This is a genomic window from Arthrobacter sp. NyZ413, assembly GCF_049390645.1.
In the GTDB taxonomy this organism is placed as follows: domain Bacteria; phylum Actinomycetota; class Actinomycetes; order Actinomycetales; family Micrococcaceae; genus Arthrobacter.
Genome location: NZ_CP155434.1, coordinates 1,891,348 through 1,909,884, shown reverse-complemented (window position 1 = coordinate 1,909,884; position 18,537 = coordinate 1,891,348). Strand labels below are relative to the sequence as shown.

The 18,537-nt window shown below is 64.7% G+C and carries 20 protein-coding genes; 9 read left to right on the top strand and 11 right to left on the bottom strand.

Annotated elements, in window-relative coordinates; genetic code table 11:
- Nucleotides 1-21 precede the first annotated feature (21 nt).
- The 5 genes from ABCW42_RS08970 to ABCW42_RS08950 all read left to right on the top strand — a co-directional run bounded on the left by ABCW42_RS08970 (nucleotide 22) and on the right by ABCW42_RS08950 (nucleotide 4,401).
- Nucleotides 22-975 carry an MTAP family purine nucleoside phosphorylase gene (locus ABCW42_RS08970; protein ID WP_423184500.1) on the top strand — a complete coding sequence of 318 codons (954 nt, stop codon included), beginning with the start codon at nucleotides 22-24 and terminating at the stop codon, nucleotides 973-975.
- The gene (locus ABCW42_RS08965) at nucleotides 972-2,036 is read left to right on the top strand and encodes an NAD-dependent epimerase/dehydratase family protein (RefSeq protein ID WP_423184499.1); all 1,065 of its coding nucleotides are present in this window, start codon (nucleotides 972-974) and stop codon (nucleotides 2,034-2,036) included. The genes ABCW42_RS08970 and ABCW42_RS08965 overlap by 4 nt, the downstream gene beginning before the upstream one ends.
- A 78-nt stretch (nucleotides 2,037-2,114) precedes the next feature.
- Nucleotides 2,115-2,936 (top strand): glycosyltransferase family 2 protein, encoded by an 822-nt coding sequence (locus ABCW42_RS08960; protein WP_423184498.1) that lies wholly within the window; start codon nucleotides 2,115-2,117, stop codon nucleotides 2,934-2,936.
- Nucleotides 2,933-3,640 carry a TIGR04282 family arsenosugar biosynthesis glycosyltransferase gene (locus tag ABCW42_RS08955; protein ID WP_423184497.1) on the top strand — a complete coding sequence of 236 codons (708 nt, stop codon included), beginning with the start codon at nucleotides 2,933-2,935 and terminating at the stop codon, nucleotides 3,638-3,640. The genes ABCW42_RS08960 and ABCW42_RS08955 overlap by 4 nt, the downstream gene beginning before the upstream one ends.
- Nucleotides 3,637-4,401, top strand: a complete 765-nt coding sequence (locus ABCW42_RS08950; protein WP_423184496.1) for a methyltransferase domain-containing protein — start codon at nucleotides 3,637-3,639, stop codon at nucleotides 4,399-4,401. The genes ABCW42_RS08955 and ABCW42_RS08950 overlap by 4 nt, the downstream gene beginning before the upstream one ends.
- On the opposite strand, the gene ABCW42_RS08945 is transcribed toward ABCW42_RS08950, so the two are convergent.
- Both ABCW42_RS08945 and ABCW42_RS08940 read right to left on the bottom strand, forming a co-directional pair.
- The gene (locus ABCW42_RS08945; RefSeq protein ID WP_423184495.1) at nucleotides 4,362-4,874 is read right to left on the bottom strand and encodes a hypothetical protein; all 513 of its coding nucleotides are present in this window, start codon (nucleotides 4,872-4,874) and stop codon (nucleotides 4,362-4,364) included. The two genes, ABCW42_RS08950 and ABCW42_RS08945, sit on opposite strands and share 40 nt — an antisense overlap.
- The gene (locus ABCW42_RS08940) at nucleotides 4,874-6,091 is read right to left on the bottom strand and encodes a molybdopterin-dependent oxidoreductase (protein WP_423184494.1); all 1,218 of its coding nucleotides are present in this window, start codon (nucleotides 6,089-6,091) and stop codon (nucleotides 4,874-4,876) included. Before ABCW42_RS08940 ends, ABCW42_RS08945 begins: the two co-directional genes overlap by 1 nt.
- A 112-nt stretch (nucleotides 6,092-6,203) precedes the next feature.
- On the opposite strand from ABCW42_RS08940, the gene ABCW42_RS08935 reads away from it, so the two are divergent.
- Entirely contained in the window at nucleotides 6,204-7,679 is a 1,476-nt protein-coding gene (locus ABCW42_RS08935) for a glycosyltransferase family 87 protein (protein WP_423184493.1), read from the top strand.
- 267 nt (nucleotides 7,680-7,946) lie between these two features.
- Here ABCW42_RS08935 and ABCW42_RS08930 read toward each other — a convergent pair whose 3' ends face one another.
- From ABCW42_RS08930 to ABCW42_RS08895, 8 genes are all read right to left on the bottom strand, one after another.
- Nucleotides 7,947-8,450 (bottom strand): nuclear transport factor 2 family protein, encoded by a 504-nt coding sequence (locus ABCW42_RS08930; RefSeq protein ID WP_423184492.1) that lies wholly within the window; start codon nucleotides 8,448-8,450, stop codon nucleotides 7,947-7,949.
- On the bottom strand, nucleotides 8,447-9,286 hold the full coding sequence (locus ABCW42_RS08925) for an NAD(P)H-binding protein (RefSeq protein ID WP_423184491.1): 840 nt from the start codon (nucleotides 9,284-9,286) through the stop codon (nucleotides 8,447-8,449). The genes ABCW42_RS08930 and ABCW42_RS08925 overlap by 4 nt, the downstream gene beginning before the upstream one ends.
- A 41-nt stretch (nucleotides 9,287-9,327) precedes the next feature.
- Nucleotides 9,328-9,831 carry a nuclear transport factor 2 family protein gene (locus ABCW42_RS08920; RefSeq protein WP_423184490.1) on the bottom strand — a complete coding sequence of 168 codons (504 nt, stop codon included), beginning with the start codon at nucleotides 9,829-9,831 and terminating at the stop codon, nucleotides 9,328-9,330.
- Nucleotides 9,832-9,848: 17 nt separating this feature from the next.
- Nucleotides 9,849-10,604 carry an SDR family NAD(P)-dependent oxidoreductase gene (locus ABCW42_RS08915; RefSeq protein ID WP_423184489.1) on the bottom strand — a complete coding sequence of 252 codons (756 nt, stop codon included), beginning with the start codon at nucleotides 10,602-10,604 and terminating at the stop codon, nucleotides 9,849-9,851.
- A gap of 79 nt (nucleotides 10,605-10,683) precedes the next feature.
- Nucleotides 10,684-11,799, bottom strand: coding sequence for a sugar ABC transporter substrate-binding protein (locus ABCW42_RS08910; protein ID WP_423184488.1), 1,116 nt, complete (start codon nucleotides 11,797-11,799; stop codon nucleotides 10,684-10,686).
- Nucleotides 11,800-11,847: 48 nt separating this feature from the next.
- Entirely contained in the window at nucleotides 11,848-12,873 is a 1,026-nt protein-coding gene (locus ABCW42_RS08905) for an ABC transporter permease (protein WP_423184487.1), read from the bottom strand.
- A 50-nt stretch (nucleotides 12,874-12,923) separates the two neighbouring features.
- Nucleotides 12,924-14,501, bottom strand: coding sequence for a sugar ABC transporter ATP-binding protein (locus ABCW42_RS08900; RefSeq protein WP_423184486.1), 1,578 nt, complete (start codon nucleotides 14,499-14,501; stop codon nucleotides 12,924-12,926).
- Nucleotides 14,502-14,653: 152 nt separating this feature from the next.
- Complete coding sequence (locus ABCW42_RS08895; RefSeq protein ID WP_423184485.1) at nucleotides 14,654-15,163, bottom strand: nuclear transport factor 2 family protein; 510 nt, start codon at nucleotides 15,161-15,163, stop codon at nucleotides 14,654-14,656.
- Nucleotides 15,164-15,399: 236 nt separating this feature from the next.
- Between ABCW42_RS08895 and ABCW42_RS08890 the strand changes: the two genes are divergently transcribed.
- Nucleotides 15,400-16,500 carry an NADH:flavin oxidoreductase/NADH oxidase gene (locus ABCW42_RS08890; protein ID WP_423184484.1) on the top strand — a complete coding sequence of 367 codons (1,101 nt, stop codon included), beginning with the start codon at nucleotides 15,400-15,402 and terminating at the stop codon, nucleotides 16,498-16,500.
- Nucleotides 16,501-16,587: 87 nt separating this feature from the next.
- A complete protein-coding gene (locus ABCW42_RS08885) occupies nucleotides 16,588-17,112 on the top strand; it encodes a MarR family winged helix-turn-helix transcriptional regulator (protein ID WP_423184483.1) in 525 nt (174 codons plus the stop codon).
- Here ABCW42_RS08885 and ABCW42_RS08880 read toward each other — a convergent pair.
- A complete protein-coding gene (locus ABCW42_RS08880) occupies nucleotides 17,096-17,440 on the bottom strand; it encodes a hypothetical protein (RefSeq protein WP_423184482.1) in 345 nt (114 codons plus the stop codon). The two genes, ABCW42_RS08885 and ABCW42_RS08880, sit on opposite strands and share 17 nt — an antisense overlap.
- 121 nt (nucleotides 17,441-17,561) lie before the next feature.
- On the opposite strand from ABCW42_RS08880, the gene ABCW42_RS08875 reads away from it, so the two are divergent.
- Complete coding sequence (locus ABCW42_RS08875; RefSeq protein ID WP_423184481.1) at nucleotides 17,562-18,506, top strand: helix-turn-helix domain-containing protein; 945 nt, start codon at nucleotides 17,562-17,564, stop codon at nucleotides 18,504-18,506.
- Nucleotides 18,507-18,537 lie beyond the last annotated feature (31 nt).

Here is an 18,537-nt window from a genome sequence, read left to right as displayed (position 1 = left end):
CCGCATTGGCATGATGGGGTCATGTCATTGCTCCCGGAAAACCAACCAGAACACCGCGCACGGATTGCAATCATGGGCGGCACCGGCCTGTACAAACTGCCAGGGGCCGTCGTGCTCGACACGCTCGACATCCCGACGCCGTTCGGGCCTCCCTCCAGTCCCGTCACGGTCGCTCGGCTGGCGGCACCGGACGGCCCCGGCGGCCGTGACGGCGACGACGGCGGCCCTGTGGTGGCATTCCTGAGCCGGCACGGCCGCCAGCATAGCGTCGCCCCGCAACAGATCAACTACCGTGCCAACCTCTGGGCCCTCAAGAGCCTGGGCGTGGAGGCTGTTATCTCCTCCGCGGCCGTGGGCGGACTGGTTTCCAGCCACGGAACCGGCACTTTTGCCGTACCGGATCAGGTCCTGGATAAGACGTGGGGCCGGGCGGACACCTTCTACGACGGCGCGCTGGCCGCCGGGGTACAGCACCTGCCCGCCGCCGAGCCCTACAGCGCACCGTTGCGCTCCGCCCTCATCGCGGCCTTGGAGCGCCAGGGGGAAGACTTCGCCGGGACGGCCACCCTGGCCGTGATCAATGGTCCGCGATTTTCCACCAAGGCCGAGTCCGCTGCCTTGGTCCAGTCCGGCGCGCATCTGATCAGCATGACCCAATACCCGGAACCGATGCTCGCGGCCGAGTTGAACATGCACTACGCCGCGCTGGCATTCATTACCGACGCCGATACCGGGCACGACGGCTCCGAACCCGTGACGGCGGAACTGGTGCTGGGCCGCCTGGCGGCGGCACAACCGCGGATCCTCGCGGTACTGTCCCACGCGGTGCGGAATGTGTCCGCGGAGATGGCCGCCGGGGAGCCAGCGGACGACGTCGGGCCGTGGCGTATGGCGCTCATGCCGGCGGCAGCGGTGTCCACCGTGATGAACGCGGCCGGCCACGCCAGCGACGGCCAGAAACGAACAGGTTCGTGAGGATTCTGGTTACCGGCGGGGCGGGTTTCATAGGCAGCCATGTCGTCGAAGCCGCGGTGGCCCGCGGCTGGGAGGTCCGGATCCTGGATTCACTGGATCCGGCGGTGCACCCTCATCGGCCGCCTGGAATGCCGGGCGTGCCCCTGCTGGTGGGCGACGTCGGAGACCCAGCCGCCGTGGCGGAAGCGCTGGCGGGAGTCGACGTCGTCGTCCACCAGAGCGCCAAAGTGGGCCTCGGCGTGGACTTCTTCGACGCTCCGGAGTATGTCCGCAACAACGATCTGGCCACGGCTGTGCTCCTGGCGGGTATGGCCGCCTCCGGCATTAATAAGCTTGCCCTGGCTTCGTCCATGGTGGTCTACGGTGAGGGCGCCTACACCGATTCGGCAGGCAGGCCGGTGCGGCCCGGCACGCGTCTGGTGGAGGATCTGGAGCACGGAATCTTCGAGCCCCGCAACCCTGCCACCGGCGAACTGCTGCTGCCGGCCCTGGTCGGCGAAGACGCGGCGATGGATCCGCGGAACGTCTACGCAGCCTCCAAATTGGCGCAGGAGAACCTTGCTTCCGCGTGGGCGCGCTCAACCGGGGGCACCGCCGTCGCGCTCCGGTACCACAACGTCTACGGTCCGCGGATGCCCAAGAACACCCCATACGCGGGCGTGGCCAGCCTGTTCCGCTCCGCGCTGGCCCGGGGGGAGGCAGTGCGGGTTTTCGAGGATGGAGGCCAGCGCCGCAGTTTCGTCCATGTCAGGGATGTTGCCGAGGCAAATCTGTTGTCCATTGACGCGTTGGTGGGAGGCCGGATTGCCTCGGGCAGCCTGAGGGCATACAACATCGGCGCCTCAGAGGTGCACACCGTAGGGCAGGTGGCGACAGTCCTGAGTTATTTTGCCCGGGGACCCGAGCCGGTGGTCACCGGAGAATTCCGGCTAGGCGACGTCCGTCATATCACCGCCAGCTCCGCCCGGGCCCGGGCCGAGCTGGGATGGATCCCCAGCCATGGCTTTGAAGACGGAATGCGCGAGTTCGCCACCGCACCGCTACGCGGGGATCAGGGCTAAGGCGTAGAAGGGCAAACGTCCCGGTTCCGTAAGGAATTCCGCCTGTCGCACCGGGCCTGTGGATTCTACGGTCAAAGGGTGGAGAAAGAGCAAAGCGGTTCACGCGGTCCGCACGATGAAAGGGTCATGGCCGGCATTCCCAACCGACCGGCCGACGACGGCGGTGAACCCGCCGCGCTCGTGGACGTGGTGTTGCCATGCCTCAACGAACGTTCGGCTCTTCCAGAGGTGCTGGGAGCTTTACCGCCCGGATACCGCGCGATCGTCGTGGACAACGGATCAACCGACGGCTCCGGCGCCCTGGCCGCCAGTCTGGGGGCCACCGTCGTCGACGAACCACGGCGCGGCTTTGGCGCGGCAGCGCATGCCGGACTGCTCGCGGCCACGGCGGAGTTTGTGGCCTTTTGCGATTGCGACGGTTCGCTGGACCCCGCCCAATTGGCCCCCATGCTTGAGCTCGTGCGCACAGGCCGTGCCGATCTGGTGTTGGGCGCCCGGCGTCCGGCCCGCGGTGCGTGGCCGATCCACGCCCGCCTGGCGAATATGGCTCTGAGCCTGCGGTTGCGCAGGCTAACGGGGATCCCTGTCACTGACCTCGGCCCCCTTCGCATTGCCCGGCGCAGCACACTCCTCGGCCTGGACCTCAAGGACCGACGTAGCGGCTACCCGCTGGAAATGTTCCTTAAAGCGCATCGCGACGGTTGGCGCGTGGCCGAAGTTCCGGTCGCCTATGCTCCGCGACTGGGGAAGTCCAAGGTCACGGGGACCTTCCGTGGAACCGTCACGGCCCTCAGAGACATGGGGACCCAGCTGGCCACCGCGTCCCTCCATACTCCGGGGACGGCGCGTGAAGGACAAGCCGTTCGACCACCGGCCGATGCCCACGGAGCGAAGCCGTGAATCTCACCATCGCCGTCATTGCCAAAGAATGCCGCCCGGGCAGAGTCAAGACGCGCCTTACTCCCCCGCTCACCCCGGAGCAGGCCGCAGCCTTGGCCCAAACCAGCCTGAGCCAGACGCTGGAAACAGTGCGATCCCTTCCGGCGGCAAGGCGTTTGCTCGTGTTTGACGGCACGCCGCATAAAAGGGACGCTGCTGGTTTTGAAGTATCCGCCCAAGGCTCAGGCGGCCTCGACGAACGCCTGGCGGCAATCTGCTTGCTCACGGCTGGTCCCCTGCTGATTCTGGGCATGGACACGCCCCAGCTAAGCCGGGAGCAGTTGGCCCCGCTGCTGTCGGACTGGGCAACTCCAGCTTCGGGGCCGCATCGCGGCGCGTGGTTCGGCCCGGCGTCGGACGGCGGCTTCTGGGCGCTGGGCCTGTACCGGCCAGACGGCGGTCTGGTCCGCGGGGTGGACATGTCCACCCCTCAAACCGGCACCCGCCAATTGGCCCGGCTAACCGGTGCCGGCCTGGACGTAGGACTGCTTCCGGTCCTGAGGGATGTGGACTACTTTGCCGATGCTGTGGCTGCCGCGCAGGCATGCAGCGGAACCCGGTTTGCCCTCGCCGTGAAGCGCGCGAGCATGGGATTGCCGGCGGCGGGCATGCCATTTGGGGTGCCGTCCCCGGCCGCACCCACTTCATGGGGTTCCTTGCGATGAGCATCCACACAGTCCACCGAGATCGCGGCGTCCGGTCCGACGCTTTTGCTCCGGGCTTCCGCACGCGTGCCCTGTTTGGACAGGCACTATTTGGGCAGGCTCTATTTGGACAGGGCGGGCACGAGCCCTACGCCCGTAACCTGCCCCTCGGCCTGGGGCGCCTGACATTGCGTCCGGAACCAGGCTTGCAAGAGTCAATCGGGCCCGTCCACTTCAACATGCTCGGCTGGTCCGCCCCGGCCACCGCGGGCGAACGCGAGCTGCTTCGCACCCTCCGTGGGCCAGTCCTCGATGTCGGTTGCGGCCCAGGCCGGATGCTTGAAGCTGCGCAGGAATTGGGCCTGGCATCCATGGGCGTCGATTCGAGCCCGGCCGCGGTGAAGCTGGCCACCGACCGGGGCGGTGTGGCCATCCTGGGCTCCATCTTTGACCCTGTCCCGCACGAGCGAGGTTGGGGTTCGGCCCTGTTGCTCGATGGCAATATCGGCATCGGCGGAAACATCCGGGCGCTACTGGAGCGAGTTGCCTCATTGCTCGCCCCGGACGGCCAAGTGCTGGCGGAGGCCGAAGCCCCGGATTTCCTCGATGTGGCCTATTTGGCGGTACTGGAGGATTCAGACGGACGTGCCAGCGCGGCCTTTCCCTGGGCCCGTGCCGGCGCGAAAGCGCTCGCCTTCCACGCCGCCCGGGCGGGGCTGGATGCCGTGGCCGCCCGGACCGTTCAGGGCCGGGTCTTTCTGACCTTGGAACGACGGCCGTAGAGCCCGACGGCGGCCACAACAGTCGCCGCGGCCACCGCCAGGACCACCCAGAAGACAACCAGGGCCAGCAGATAGTCTCCCTGCAGGACGGTGCTGTTGGCGCCGCTGCCCGGCCCTGTTGGCTGGAGCACTTGCTGGGCACGGATCAGCGGGGCCGCCGCCAACGTCACCAACGCCCCCACAAGAAGGGCCCCTCGCACGATCCCCTGTTGAACCGGACCAAGCCCATACGTCAACCTCGACAAGCCGCCGCCGGCCAACGTTGTCAACGGAACCAGCAGGCCGTCGTGCACCAACAACGCCACGGCAAGCCAGACCGCCACACCGACCAGCTGCACAGGCGGTACGTTGGCCAGCAATCCGAAGAGGGCATAACCGAGGACTGCCAGGCCCAAGGCACCCAAGGCTGCGCGGACCCACCAGACAGTCCCGCGTTTACCGGGCGCCGACGGAGTCAGCAAGGGCAACCGCATCAGATCACCTCCACTTTGTGCACCCATTTAGTCTGCAGGACCCCCGGGCGGCCGGGTGCAATGATCCGCGCCGGATAGCCATGGTCGAGGTCCAGGGGTTCGCCGTTGAGCTCGAGCGCCAGCAATGTCTGCTCGTCCTGGCTGTACGCGGCGGGCATGAAGGATCGCCCGTAGACTCCGCCTTTCTCCATGCTGGAGATCTGCAGCTCGGCATCCACCGGCGCGCCCACCGTTGCCATCAGGTCCCGGATCCTGACACCGCGCCATTGGGCTCCCTGGCTCCAGCCCTCCACGCACGCTATTGGCAATCCGTAGCTGTACTGCGGCAAGGCCGCGAGCTGCGCCAGCGTGAAAGTCTTCTGCACCGGCCCCGCGGACACGGTCAGCACCCAGTCGGGGGCCAGCGCAGCGTCCGCCACGCCTGCCTGGGCCGCGGTCCTGTTGATGGGGACGGCCTGCGGGCCGGTATCCATTCGGCGCGGCGCGAAGACGTTCAGGCCCGACAGCCAGGCGAAGGACTGGCCCGCAGTCGTCAAGACGACGACGCCGGTGCCGGCGGTGATTGCCGCCAGGAACCCCCTGCGGCTCCAGCCGTGCCCGGTTCCAACCTTCGCGGTGACCGGAACGGTTTTGCTGTCCGGCGCTCCCGTTTCAGTCTCCGCGGCGATAGCGGTCCCGTCCGAGCGACGGCTCCAATGGGCCAGGATGAGGGGCATCTTGACAGCGATGTGAAGTGCCAAAGACCCGATGATGACCCAGGCCAGCCAATAGTGGACATCGCGGAAGGAAAACGGCCAGGGATACCACTGGAAACTGTTGAGCAGGCCGATGGTGACTTCCACCAGCGAAGAAGCCACAAAAAGCGCAATCGAGGCCCGTTCCAAGCCGTGCACCACGGACTTCAGCGGGGGCCAACGCAAGAGTTCGGGATACACGGACCACAACTTGGCTACCAGGAGCGGGATGGAAGCTATCCCGGTGGTGACGTGGATGCCCTGCGTAGCCACGTACAGCCACACGGGGCGGGTAGGGAAAAACATCCAGGCCGGCGGATCCTGCAGAAGGTGGCTGAACAGCCCGGTCAAGAAGCAAACAGTGAAGGCAAGGCCGAGCCAACGGCCCAGCACCACTGTTAGCCGCCTGCTTCGCAAGGGCGAGGAGAACCGTCCGTTCACCGCTTCCATCCGCCGTTGGAGGAAAGTGGTCAATCTGTCCATACCTCGATCAGACCACCAGGAACCTCCCGTCGTCCCGGTCCAGACCTTACGAAAGGCAAACAGTCCCTTGGATTGATCGCCCGCCAGCCCGCAAGTGGTGCAGGATCGAGGGGTGGGCGAAACAACACCCCGGCGCGCGCCTGGACGCCACGAGTCCGGCCCAGTCGAAAGCAGCTCGTCCGGGAGCAGCTCGCCGGGAATACGGCCTCTGCAGACCGGTACTGTGGCCGCGGCGGTGGCACTGGCTCTGGTCGCATTGTTGGCCGGGATCATCTGGTGGACGGTCACCAACGATCCAGCCGCGGAGTGGGTGTCCCCCGTTGGCGCGCTGGCCGCCTGGACCGTCTTCATCCCGGCAGCCTTGGTGGCGCGCCGGATCCACGCGCGGTACGCGGCCGCCGTCGTACTCCTGGGCACGCTATTGGTGGGAGCCGCCGCGATCGCCGCACCGCCGACCACCAGCAACGACTCCGCACGCTATGCGTGGGACGGCATCGTCCAAAAAGCCGGAATCTCCCCATATGCGCACGTTCCGGCGGACGAGGCGCTCAAGCCGCTGCGGCCAGCCTGGCTGTTCCAAGACGCCGGACCGGACGGAACCTGCCATACAAATCCCTTCCCGACCGGCACGGAGACTACTACCAACATTCCCGGCGGGAGCACTCTGTGCACGGCCATCAACAGGCCCGCCGTGCCCACCGTCTACCCGGCGGTGGCAGAGCTCTATTTCCTGGCCGTGCGGCTCCTCCCTGGTTCCGAGGTCGGGTTCATCGCCTTCCAGGCGGCCGGGCTGCTGCTCAGCGTGGCCATAACGGTGGCATTGCTGGCGTTCCTGCGCCGCACCGGAAGGCCCGCGCACCAAGCCGTGTGGTGGGCTTGGTCCCCGCTGGTGGCCTTTGAAGCAGTCAACGGTGCACACGTGGATGCATTGGGGACCGCCCTAGCCTTGGCGGCGGCGCTACTGCTCGTGGGCGGACGCACACTGGGTTCCGGAGTCGCCTTCGGCGCGGCAGTGGCCACGAAGCTCATTCCTGTGGTCAGCGTCCCGGCCTTGCTGTACCGGCGGCCAGTCCGCTTCGTCACCGCCGCCGTCGCCACGTTTGCCGTGGCGTACGTACCTTACCTCCTCGCCAGCGGTTGGGCTGTTTTGGGCTATCTGCCCGAATACCTTCGTTCGGAGGGGTACGACGGGCAGGACAGCCCGCGCTTCACCCTGTTGAAGCTGGTGCTCCCGGTCAGTTGGGCAGTGCCAGCCGCAGTGGTGCTGTTGCTCTGCGTGGCCTTTTACGTGTGGCGGACCACCGACGGCGTACAGCCTTGGAACGGGCAGGTCTTGATGGTCGGAGGAACACTGCTGATCGTCTCGCCCAGCTACCCCTGGTACGCGCTGCTGCTCCTGCCGTTCGTGGTGCTGAGCGGTCGTTACGAGTTCACCGCCATAGCTCCCGTGCTGGCCCTGATGTATTTCACCGGGGGTGAACCCTATGGCCAGCTCGCGGCGCGACTGGGGCTGGGCGCCGTCGTCGTGCTCCTGGTGGTTGCCACGGTGGTGAGACGGCGGCTCGGCGGTGCACATCCCCGCATTTAGACGTCGAACGCGAAAGGCCCCTCGCCCGCGTTGCCGGATCATCAGCGGGCCGCGGAACTCCGAACCATGCCGGCAACAACATCGCCAACATTTCGGCGGGCTTATGCGGCGCGATCGAAAAACCATCTGCTCACCGACCCCGTCACAGATCATGGATCGCAGGGGCGCTCCCAAAGACGCGGTTAGAGCGGGCGTCGTGCCGTCCATGACCGCCGAGGTGTGGCCGGGAGCACCCGAGCGAGTTCGCCAGGGCGTCAATCAACGAGGTCAGAACGGCCGGTCGAGCGCGTCGACGGCTTCGTCGATGAGCCAGGTGTTGTCCCGTTTGACCATTTTGAAGAGGTATACGCCTGTGGTGACGAGGTTCGCTTCCTTATCGATGCCATAGATCGCCGTGTATGAAACAACGATTGCTTCATCAACTGTCAGCCGCTCGACCAGAAAGTTCCCAACCAGATGACGGCGCTGGTCCGGTTGGGACTGCATCACCCCGTCCAACCAGGCAATTACGTTGTCGCGCCCGGTTTGATTGTGCAATGGCCCTTCGCCGAACTGGTAGGAGAAGCTGGCCGACTCCGTCAGGAGGCTTTCGATGACGTCCAGCCTGCGTTCGTCATACGCGACTGCATATCGTACTGCTGTCTCGTGGACAAGAAGCCGGTCGGCGAGCGCGCCCACATCGGCAGGCACGGTTCCGACGGTTTGGAGGTCAAGGACTCCTGCACTGTGGGCCCAGCCTGGAGTGCAGGTGTCAGGTGTCGTTGCGGTCATGGATTTGCCTTCGATAGAGCGGGCTGGAGGACCTCGGTGGCAAACTGTTCGATTGAGCGGGCCGGCTTGCCGAGTACTTCTTCGATAATGTGGGTGCGCGGCGCGAAACCACGGTCCCGATAACTTGCGAAAAGCCTGCGCATTCCTTCGGCGTAGTAGTCCGGCCAGTCGGGTGCCACGTCATCGCGCAGGACCATTGGCGCGTTCACGGCGCGGCCCAGCCGTTCGGCGACCTCGGCCAGCGTCACCGATTCGGGCCCGGTCAGGATGAGGCTTCCCCCTGCCGGGACATCGGCGACGATTTCGGCAACTGCAACGTCGGCCAGGTCCCTGGCATCTACTGCGGTGACGACGGCGGATCCCGCCGGGTAGAAGATCTCACCCTCGCGGACGTGGTCCAGTTGGGTGAGTATGTTGTCGAGCCACCAGTCCGGCCGCAGGGCCGACCACTGCATCGTGGAACGCCGGAGGCGGGCTTCGACCGCGATGTGGGCTGCCGCGCTCGGGACGGTGGGCCTGACGCCCGCGGCGTAGGACGACACCTTGACCAAACGCGACACGCCTGCCTCCTCGGCCGCCTCGACGGCGGCAAGCTCCCGCGAGGTCTGCTGCGGATGGAACGGCGTTGCAATAAAAAGCGTATCGATGCCTTTAAGGGCTGGACCGAGGGTCGACGGTTCGTCGAGATCCGCGTGGGCAAGTTCAGCGTCCGTTTGCTCCCGCAGACCGGCTGCCGCCGTCTCTGTCCGGACAAGTGCCCTGACCTGGTAGTCCTGAAGGCGGTCTATCACCAGGCGGCCGACCTTCCCGGTACCGCCAATTACCGCAATCTTCATGAATTCTCCTTGGGTTGATATTTGTTAGAACGGCCGGTTTGTTAGAACGGCCGGTCGAGGGCAACAAGGGTGTCGTCGATGAGCCACCGGGAGTCGTGCTTGACCATCTTGAAGATGTACATCCCGGTGGTCACGAGCTTTGCTTCGCGTTCGATGCCGTAGATGGCGGTATAAGTGACGACGGTTGCCTCGTCGGCCGTGAGCCGCTCGATCACGAGGCTTCCCAACAAATGCCGGCGTTGGTCGGACTGGGACTGCATGACCTCCCCTAGCCACTTCAGCACGACCGGCCGACCCACTTGGCTGCTTGTCTCCCCCTCGCCGACGCGGTTGGAGAAGACCGTGGACTCCGTCATGAGGCTCTTGATGACGTCGAGACGGCCTTCGTCATAAGCGACGGCGTAGCGGGCCGCGGTCTCTTGGATCATGGCCCGGTCGGCAAGGGTCGTAAAGTCTGCGGGAACTGCGGCGACGGGCTGGAGATCGATCACGCCGGCTGTGTGCGCCCAGGCCGGAGTGCAGATTTCGGGAATGATAGTGGTCATCGGAATGCCTTTCTAGTTCAGGTGATGGTGCGTCCGCCGTCGACGAGGAGTTCAGCGCCCGTGATGTAGGACGCTTCGTCGCTCGCCAGGAAAAGGACTGCATTCGCGACCTCGTGGGGTTGGCCGGCGCGCTGGAGCGGGGTGCGGGTGATGTCCGGGTGGGAAGGGCCGGCGGCGGCGAGCACTTCGCGGGTCATGGGAGTTTCGATGATGCCGGGGGCGACGGAGTTGACCCTGATGCCGTCTGGAGCGAATTCGACGGCGGCGGTCTTGGTCATGATGAATACCGCGGCCTTGCTTGCCTGGTACGCGACGGCGGCACCACTGCCAACATGGGCATATGTCGAGGACAGGTTGATGATCGAACCGCCCGTGCCACCCTCGCGCATCAGCGCTGCGCCATGCTTGAGTCCGAGCATGACGCTGGTCTGGTTGACATTGATGACCCGGTCCCACTCGGCGCGTTCGATTTTCGCGATCCCCTCCAGCGAAAGGATGCCGGCATTGTTGACCTGGATATCGAGACCGCCGAAACTGGCCCGGATCTGTTCCATCGCGGCAGCCCATGCCTCGTCGTCGGTCACGTTCAGGACGATGCCTAGGGCTTCACCGCCAAACTGGTCTATGCGATCGACGACGGCGGCGACCCCTTCCTCGTTGATATCGGCGACGACGACTTTCGCACCTTCGCGGGCGAACAGCTCGGCCTCGACCGCGCCCTGTCCACCCGCGGCGCCAGTGATCAGCGCGACCTTTCCATTGAGACGGCCCATGCTTGCTCCTCCTTCTTGAGTGGCCGCCGCCGCAGCGGCGGCCGTTTCGGTTCTTGGTTGTGGTTTGGGGCGAAAACCGCTAGCTGAGCTTCCACAGCTTGAGGTAGGCACTCTTCCAGTCGAGGTCGCCGTCCCACGGGACAGTGGTCGCGTTTTCGCTGCTGATGAGCTTCTCCGGGACGTTGACGGTTTTGAGGCTGTCAGGGAGGTTGCCGTTGAAGAGGCGGATCATCTGGTCGACGGCGGCGTAGGACTGCCACTCGATGTTGTAGGCAACGGTGGCTTTGAACGGCTGGTCCCCGGCTTGGATTGCCTGAAGCGCGGCAGGGTCGCCGTTGTGGGAGACGACAGAGATTTTGCCGCTTTGGGCAGAGCGTTTGATCACGGGGCTGATGGCCAGGGCGACCGGATCGTATGCGGTCCAGACTGCGTTGGCCGTCGGGTTCGCTTGGAGGGTCGCCTGGAAGTCGGTCGGAACCGTCGTTTGGAGGTTGGCGATCTGGAAGTTGATGTCCTTCACCACCTGGCAACTCGGGCAGAGCTCCTTGAGTCCGTCCACAAAGCCTTGGTGCCACTCGACCACGGATTCGAACTCGGGGTCGTTGACTGAGATCACCTTTGCCCCGCCCTTTGTTGCTACTGCAAGGTAGGCAGCGTTCCAGCGCCCGGCTTGGACATGGTCCTGGATGGAGTTTGCATCCGCGAAACCGTCGGGCGCGGGTTCGTACATGTTCACGACCTTTACCCCGGCGGCCCGGGCAGCTGCGACGTCGGCCTTTACCACCGCAGGGGGTGTCGCACCGAGGAAGATGCCGTCGGCGTGGAGTTGCACGGCCGTCCGGATTGCTGCGCGCATCTTATCGGGGTCGCCTGCCGGGTCGATCATCTGGTAGCGCCAACCGAGGGCCTTGGCAGCTTCGGCGACGGCGTCGACTCCGCGTTTGCAGCCTTCCGCGGCATAGGAGCAGGGAATGCCGACGACGAGCTTGTCTTTGGGGGCGGCCACTGGTTCGGTGGGGAAATCGAATTTGGTGACTTTGGCCTGCGCATCGCTCAGAACCTTCTTTGCGGCGGAAACATCGTTGTTTCCGGCCGCGCTGCTTACGCCCGGGGAGCCTCCGCAGCCGGTGAGTGCGACGAGGGCCGCGATGGCTGCTCCAGCCCAGGGGGCAGTGCGGCGAGTGAAGCGGATCATGGTATCCCTTTCAGGAATGGGGTTGGGTGGACGGTGCTTGGAGACGTGCTAGTGAGCGGCCTTCCGGCGGCGTTTGCCGACGAGGACCGAAGCGGAGACGGCGACCATCAGGGCGACGCCGTTGAAGATGTTGGTCACCCAGGTCTGGGCGCCGAGCAGGGTCAGGCCGTTGCTGCCGACAGCGAGAAGCACGACGCCGATGACCGTGCCCCAGACGTTGAAGTAACCGGGCTTGATCGTGGTCGCACCCAAAAATGCGGCCGCGTAGGCCGGGAGCAGGAATTCCGGGCCAAGGGTCGGCGCCGCCGTACCACCCCGTGATGCCAGCAGGGCGCCGGCGAGCGCGGCGAGCACACCTGCAGCGATGAACGACGCCGAGAGGTACCGGTCGACCCGCACCCCGCTGAGCCGCGCTGCGTCCCGGCCCATTCCCGTGGCGCGCACGTACCGGCCGAAAGGCGTCTTTTCCATCACGTAGTACAGAACAAGACTGAGCACGATCGCGTAGGCGAGGACGACTTGCAGGTCGAAGACCCTGGTGACGGTGAGGGCGCCGAAAGCGTCCGAACCCAGCACCAGGAGGGAGCTGCCCGTGACCAGGAGGTTCAGTCCCGAAAGAATCGTGGCCGAGGCGAGCGTGGCAATGAATGCGTTCACGCCCACCTTGACTACCAGGACAGCATTGACGGTGCCGACGACGGCGCCCACCGCCACGCAGGCAAGGATCACCACGGGCAGCGGGGCACCGACGTTCGAGACGGCGATGGCGGTGATCGCGCTGAAGCCGAGAACCGCCCCGAGCGACAGGTCGAATTCCCCGGCCGCCAGCGGCAGGATCGCCGCGAGGGCGAGAATGACCGGAATGGACTGGTCCGACAGGATCGCTTTGGCGTTGTCGAAGGTCGGGAACGTTTCCGGCAACAGGGCCGAGAACACAACGATCATCAGGATCAGGAAGATGATCACCCCGTAGGAAGTGGCGACGGTGCCGAGGTCGGGCTTGGACTTCTTGGCCTTGGGTGCGGGGACTTTTGGTGCGGGACGGTCTGTCTCCGCCGTGCTGGTGGTGCTCATTGTGTCCTTCTGGGGTGTGTCTGTTGAGGAGGTCGGCGCGGTTACCTGGCTCATGCCGCGGTTCCCCGCGCGGACCCGTGCTGGGCGCAAAGGAGTGCAAGGTACTCCTCGCTGATGTCGTCCCCCGCGGCTTCGGCAACGAGCCGGCCACGATCGAGGACAAGGACGCGGTCGCACAGCCCGACAAACTCCTCGAAGTCGGTTGAGGCCAGCACTACAGCGAGGCCTTGGGCTGCCAGTTCGCGGACGATATTGGCGATCTCCTGCTTCGCCAGGGCATCCACGCCCTGGGTGGGCTCATCGAGCAAGAGCACCCGGCCGCCGAAGCCCGCGGCGCGGGCGACAACGACCTTCTGCTGGTTTCCACCCGAGAGCAAGCCGATCATTTTGACAGGGTCAGCGGGCTTGACCGAGAACTGTGCGATCAGGCGCAGGACGCCTTCGCGTTCCTTGCGTCGGTCGAGGCTTCCGTTCCGGCTGTACGCCTTGAGTCGGCCGAGGGTGATGTTTTCCTCCACGGTCATCGGTAGCACTGCCCCTTCGCGGCGCCGTTCCTGTGGAACGCAGGTGACCCCGGCCGCGATCGCTCCTGCAGGTGAATCGGGCGTATAGCTGCTCCCGGCCAGCTCCATGTGTCCAGAAGTTGCTTTCTGGGCTCCGGCGAGGATGCGGATCAACTCGCTCCGTCCGCAGCCCACGAGTCCCGCGACGCCGACGATTTCGCCGGAACGGACCTCAAAGTCCACGCCTTGCAGCCGCTGCCCGGAGATCCCCCGCCCACTCAGGATCACGTCGCCCTGCCTCTCGCCCTTCCGCGGGATCGCGGCCTTCACGAGTCGCTTGCCCACGACGCGGCCCACGATGTCATCCACGGTCATCTCAGCGATCGGCTCATCGGCGACAAGCTTGCCGTCGCGGAGGATCACGAGCTGGTCCGCGATCCGCTTCACCTCCTCGGTGCGGTGGCTCACGTAAATCACGGTTCCGCCGTTGGCTTTGAGCTCCTCCAGTGAGGTCAGGATGGTGTCAACTTCCTCGACCGGCAAGGAAGCCGTTGGTTCGTCTAGGACAACGACGTTCTTTGCGAATGCCTGCAGGCCTGATTCCTCCTCGTCCTGGAACGCCCTCGCGAGACCGACCATGGTACGCAGGGTGGGGTTGAGAGAGCCGACGAGCACCCCTGGATGAAGCTCGATGCCGAACTTCCCGAGTGTCGCGGCAACGTGCTCGTGCTGAAGGCGTTTGCTGATGGGCCCCAACACTCCTGGAGCCCGAAATCGATCGACGAATGCAAAGTTGTCCGCGATCGTGAGGCTGTCCACCAGGCCAACGTCCTGGTGAAGGAATCGCAAGCCCGCGTCGTGGGCGCTGCGTGGAGTCATCGGTAGTGCCATCTCCGCGCCGCCGATCGTCAGGCCAGCGTCAGGGTCGGGCTGATAGACACCCGCAAGGACCTTGATGAGGGTCGACTTGCCGGATCCGTTCATGCCCAGGAGGGCTGTGATGTTTCCGCGCGGGACGGAGAACGACACGTTGTCCAAAGCCTTCTGACCGGCAAATGTCTTGGATAGCTTCGAAATCCGCAGCGCATCAGTCGCGACACGGACGGCAGTGTCCTGCGTGACCATGGAGGCCTCTTTCCGATATAAGTGGGGTTTTTGGGGTCGTTAAAGGAAGGCATCGGCAGTCGGGCCGAAGCCGTGGCGATGTAGAGCGTGGAAACCGCAGGGCGCTGGACGCGCGCGGATTGTCTATGAAGGCTTTCGGTTAAGAACGTCGTTTAGAAGGGTGCGTCGAAGCCGCCGAACATGTACTCGATTTCCCAGGCACCGGTGTCCGATTTGGCGAAATTCACCCGGTAGAAGCCGGTGGTCACGACGTCCACCTTGCCGGCGCTGGCCGACGTCAGCAGCAAGTACGCGATCAACTCAGCCGTCCGCTCCTCCTGGGAAACGAAGACCACGTTGAGGATGTTGTGGCGGCGCTGGTCCCGCTGGGCCGCCATGTGCCCCTGCAGCCACTCCGAGATCTGCCGGCGCCCTTTGATCGGGTCGATTGCGAATTCCCCGGCCACCGATCCCTCCCACACGGCGTCCTCGGTGAACCCATTTTCCAGTGCCGGGATGTTGCGCTCGTCATAGGACCATGCGTACCGGTCCAAGGCATCGAGGATCCTCAGCCGGTCGGCGACAGCGGAGTCGTCGAGGGCTGCCTGCGTGTCACCGAACGCGACGAAGCCGTTTGTCCTTCCCCACGAAGGGAGCGGGGTTTGCTGAACATCAGTAGTCATCTTTGACTCCTCATCGATTGCTCCAGTTGCCCGGGTGTTCCACCTAGTCCAGATGGAACGGGGGCGGGCAACTAGTAAAAGCCTTTACTGTTATGCCGATCACAGTACAACCGCGACAAGGTGCGCGCAAGAGGAAAAGGGCAAATAGTAAAACTCTTGACTACCTGCTTTTGCCGGCGCTACTTTGGGTGGGCGCAGGAGCGCAATCAATCACCCCCCATTCCTGAGAGATCCACGTGCCTAATTCACCCCTTTTCAAGCCGTTGACCATTCGAAAGACGCAAATCCGCAACAGGATCTGGGTGTCCCCCATGTGCCAGTACTCGGTGGACGAGCACGATGGAGTGCCCCATGACTGGCATTTGGTGAACCTTGGCCAGACTGCTTCCGGTGGAGCCGGGCTCATCTTCACCGAGGCGACCGCAGTGAGCCCGGAGGGACGGATCACGAGTGAAGACACCGGGATCTGGAACGAGGAGCAGGCTGAAGCGTGGGCCCGCATCGTGAAATTTGTGCATTCCCAAGGCGCCTCGGCAGGCATCCAGCTCTCCCATGCGGGCCGAAAGGGCTCCGATTACAAGCTGTTCACCGACAAGTGCGGCACGACGAAGCCTGCCTCCGAGGGTGGCTGGCAGACGGTGGCCCCGTCAGCGTTGGCCTATCCGGGATTCGACGTGCCCCGGGAACTGGACATCCAGGGCATCGACAAGGTGGTCGAAGATTTCGCAACGGCGGCCCGCCGCTCGAAAGAGGCGGGCTTCGACGTCGTTGAGATCCACGCCGCCCATGGCTACCTCATTCACCAATTCCTCTCGCCGCTCAGCAACGAGCGTAGCGATCAGTACGGTGGCAGCCTCGAGAACCGGGCGCGGCTCCTCCTCCGGATTGTCGAGGCGGTCCGGGCCGCGATCGGTGACGAGCTCGCCCTCTTCGTCCGATTCTCCGGGACTGACTGGGTCGATGGAGGGTGGGACGAGCACCAAAATGCAACGGTCGCCGCCTGGGCCCGGGAGGCCGGAGCGGACTTCTTCGACATTTCGAGCGGCGGCATCCTTGACGGAATCTTCATCTCCGTGCAACCCGGATACCAGGTTCCCCTCGCCGAACACATTGGCCAGATCGGCGAGGTGTCCGTCGCTGCCGTCGGACTCATCACGACGCCGGCTCAAGCCGAAGCGATCGTGGCTTCCGGCCAGGCGGAAGCGGTCATGCTGGGCAGGGAAATGATCCGCGACCCGCATTTCGCGCTGCGCGCCGCCCATGAACTCGGCGAGGAGATTGACTACTGGACTCGCCAGTACAAGGGAGCGACTTACCGGTCACGCCGGGAAAGCTAAGACGCTGCGCGTGTGGGTGGCCCACGGTGAGGCCGGGTCATCCACGCCATTTCCGGACTGCTAGAGTTTCAGGACATGAGGGATACCGTGAGTGCAGAAGCTCTTGATTCACTTGCGATGACGGACATCGCGGTCCGGCTGACGAAGGAGCGCTTCCCCTCCACGGACGCCGACGCGATGCACCTTGGCCTTTTGCTCCATCGGGTGGCGAACGTCCTCACCTACGATCTCGAATCGACGGTGCACCGCCCACGCGGACTCAGCTGGCCCGCCTTCCGCCTACTGTTCACCATCTGGGTGGGCGGCGAAATGGAATCGAAGGTCGCCGCTGCGCAAAGTGGGATGAGTCGCGCGGCAGTCTCGAGCCTCACGAACACCCTGGACGGCCTTGGGTTGATCCAGCGGACCGCCGACGCGCAGGACAAACGCAAAATTGTCCTGTCCCTCACGGAGCAAGGGCGAGCCACGCTTGAGGAGTCTCTGCAGGCGAACAACCTCCAGGAGCAAAAGTGGGCACGCACCCTTGAGAGCGAAGATCTCGCGACGCTGATAGGACTGCTCAGGAAATTGGGGCGGACGGCGCAGTCTGATTGGGTCAGCCGACGGGACTAGTCCATTGCATGGCGTCCCAATCGAGGGTGTCCGCAGTTTCGTCGAGCAACTCCACCCATTCCATGGACGAAAGCGCAAAGCGCACCTCCGACTCACTTGGAAAGATCAGTGAGGACAGTACGTGGAAGGCCCCGTCTTCCCCGGGTCCGATCCGCTGGTGGTCGGCTCGGACCAGCCCTGGAAGGCACGCCACGAGGGATATGAAAACCCGGGGGCAGACCGATTCGAATTGATCCTGCGTAGTCCCCGGGATCGAGGGGATGTTCATGACGACGTTGTGCATGGCTGGGATTTCCTGGTCGATGATTCGGGCGGACTCTGTGTTCACGATTCTGGATCGGAAAGCGCCTCGATGGGGGTGCCGTGCAGGTATTGGTAAGTGACGTGCAGGAAATGACAGGGAGCCACTCCAGCCACCCGCGGTTGACACTCCCACGTAGGATGGAGTAATGGAGCCTCTCCGCATCAACAATCCCGAGGATTGGGAGGAGTGCGTAAGTGACGCCTATTTCCCGCTCCTGATGAACGCGTCTCCGCCCGACTTCGAAGGGTCGATCAAGACTACCGACCTCCCACGCGGAATGCGCTTGTCCGAAATCCAAGTAGGAGCGAATCACCTCAAGAGGACCGAACGGCTGGTCCGAATCGAACCATCGGACAATATCCTGGTCCTTTTCCAGCACGCGGGCCGCGCAGTGATGCGCCAAGCCGATCGCCAAGTGCTCCTCGAGAACGGGTCGGCCGCCATCGCTGATCCCTCGGAGCCCTACGAGGTCAAGATGACCCAGGACTCCCACCAATTCGTCTTCCTCCTGCCGGCTGCGTCCATTCGCGCAGCGGGTGCGAAGGTCAACGAGGTGCGGACCCTACTGCTTCCGGGCAGCTCCCTTGCGATCAGGCACCTCTCGGCCCTTGCGGCAGAACTCGTCTCGAAGGAAGTTCCTTCCGGCGAGGCCGAAGGGCTTGCTGCTGCGGCGTTCGACCTGCTGAGGGGTGCCCTCAGCGGGCTAGGTGCGCTAAACGTGCCGGTCGCGTCCGTTTCGCATGAGGCCCAGCGGCGCCTCGTGCAGGACTATATCCACACCCATCTGTCGAACCCCGGACTCAGCGTGGAATCCGTGGCGAAGGCCCACGGCATTTCGCCCCGCCATCTGGCCACTTTGTTCGGGCCAGACTCGACGCCCGGAGCCTATGTCCGGCAGGCGCGGCTCCAACGCATATTCGACGACCTGACGGATCCCGCCCTGGCTACGCTCACGGCATCGGATATCGCCGCGCGGTGGGGCGTGACCAATTACCCGACGCTGACCCGGGCATTCCGCCGGGAGTTCGGGATGGCCCCCAACGAGGCCCGTGCCTACGGTCGGTGGACACCCGCCGAAGGCGCCGGCTGACCTCAACGACAACGGGAGGCGCCGGGATCAC

Bases quoted from the DNA above. Each gene is read 5' to 3' on its own strand.
- ABCW42_RS08970 (WP_423184500.1), top strand. From the start codon at position 22: ATGTCATTGCTCCCGGAAAACCAACCAGAACACCGCGCACGGATTGCA.
- ABCW42_RS08950 (WP_423184496.1), top strand. From the start codon at position 3,637: ATGAGCATCCACACAGTCCACCGAGATCGCGGCGTCCGGTCCGACGCT.
- ABCW42_RS08945 (WP_423184495.1), bottom strand. From the start codon at position 4,874: ATGCGGTTGCCCTTGCTGACTCCGTCGGCGCCCGGTAAACGCGGGACT.
- ABCW42_RS08940 (WP_423184494.1), bottom strand. From the start codon at position 6,091: ATGGACAGATTGACCACTTTCCTCCAACGGCGGATGGAAGCGGTGAAC.
- ABCW42_RS08930 (WP_423184492.1), bottom strand. From the start codon at position 8,450: ATGACCGCAACGACACCTGACACCTGCACTCCAGGCTGGGCCCACAGT.
- ABCW42_RS08925 (WP_423184491.1), bottom strand. From the start codon at position 9,286: ATGAAGATTGCGGTAATTGGCGGTACCGGGAAGGTCGGCCGCCTGGTG.
- ABCW42_RS08920 (WP_423184490.1), bottom strand. From the start codon at position 9,831: ATGACCACTATCATTCCCGAAATCTGCACTCCGGCCTGGGCGCACACA.
- ABCW42_RS08915 (WP_423184489.1), bottom strand. From the start codon at position 10,604: ATGGGCCGTCTCAATGGAAAGGTCGCGCTGATCACTGGCGCCGCGGGT.
- ABCW42_RS08910 (WP_423184488.1), bottom strand. From the start codon at position 11,799: ATGATCCGCTTCACTCGCCGCACTGCCCCCTGGGCTGGAGCAGCCATC.
- ABCW42_RS08905 (WP_423184487.1), bottom strand. From the start codon at position 12,873: ATGAGCACCACCAGCACGGCGGAGACAGACCGTCCCGCACCAAAAGTC.
- ABCW42_RS08900 (WP_423184486.1), bottom strand. From the start codon at position 14,501: ATGGTCACGCAGGACACTGCCGTCCGTGTCGCGACTGATGCGCTGCGG.
- ABCW42_RS08895 (WP_423184485.1), bottom strand. From the start codon at position 15,163: ATGACTACTGATGTTCAGCAAACCCCGCTCCCTTCGTGGGGAAGGACA.
- ABCW42_RS08875 (WP_423184481.1), top strand. From the start codon at position 17,562: ATGGAGCCTCTCCGCATCAACAATCCCGAGGATTGGGAGGAGTGCGTA.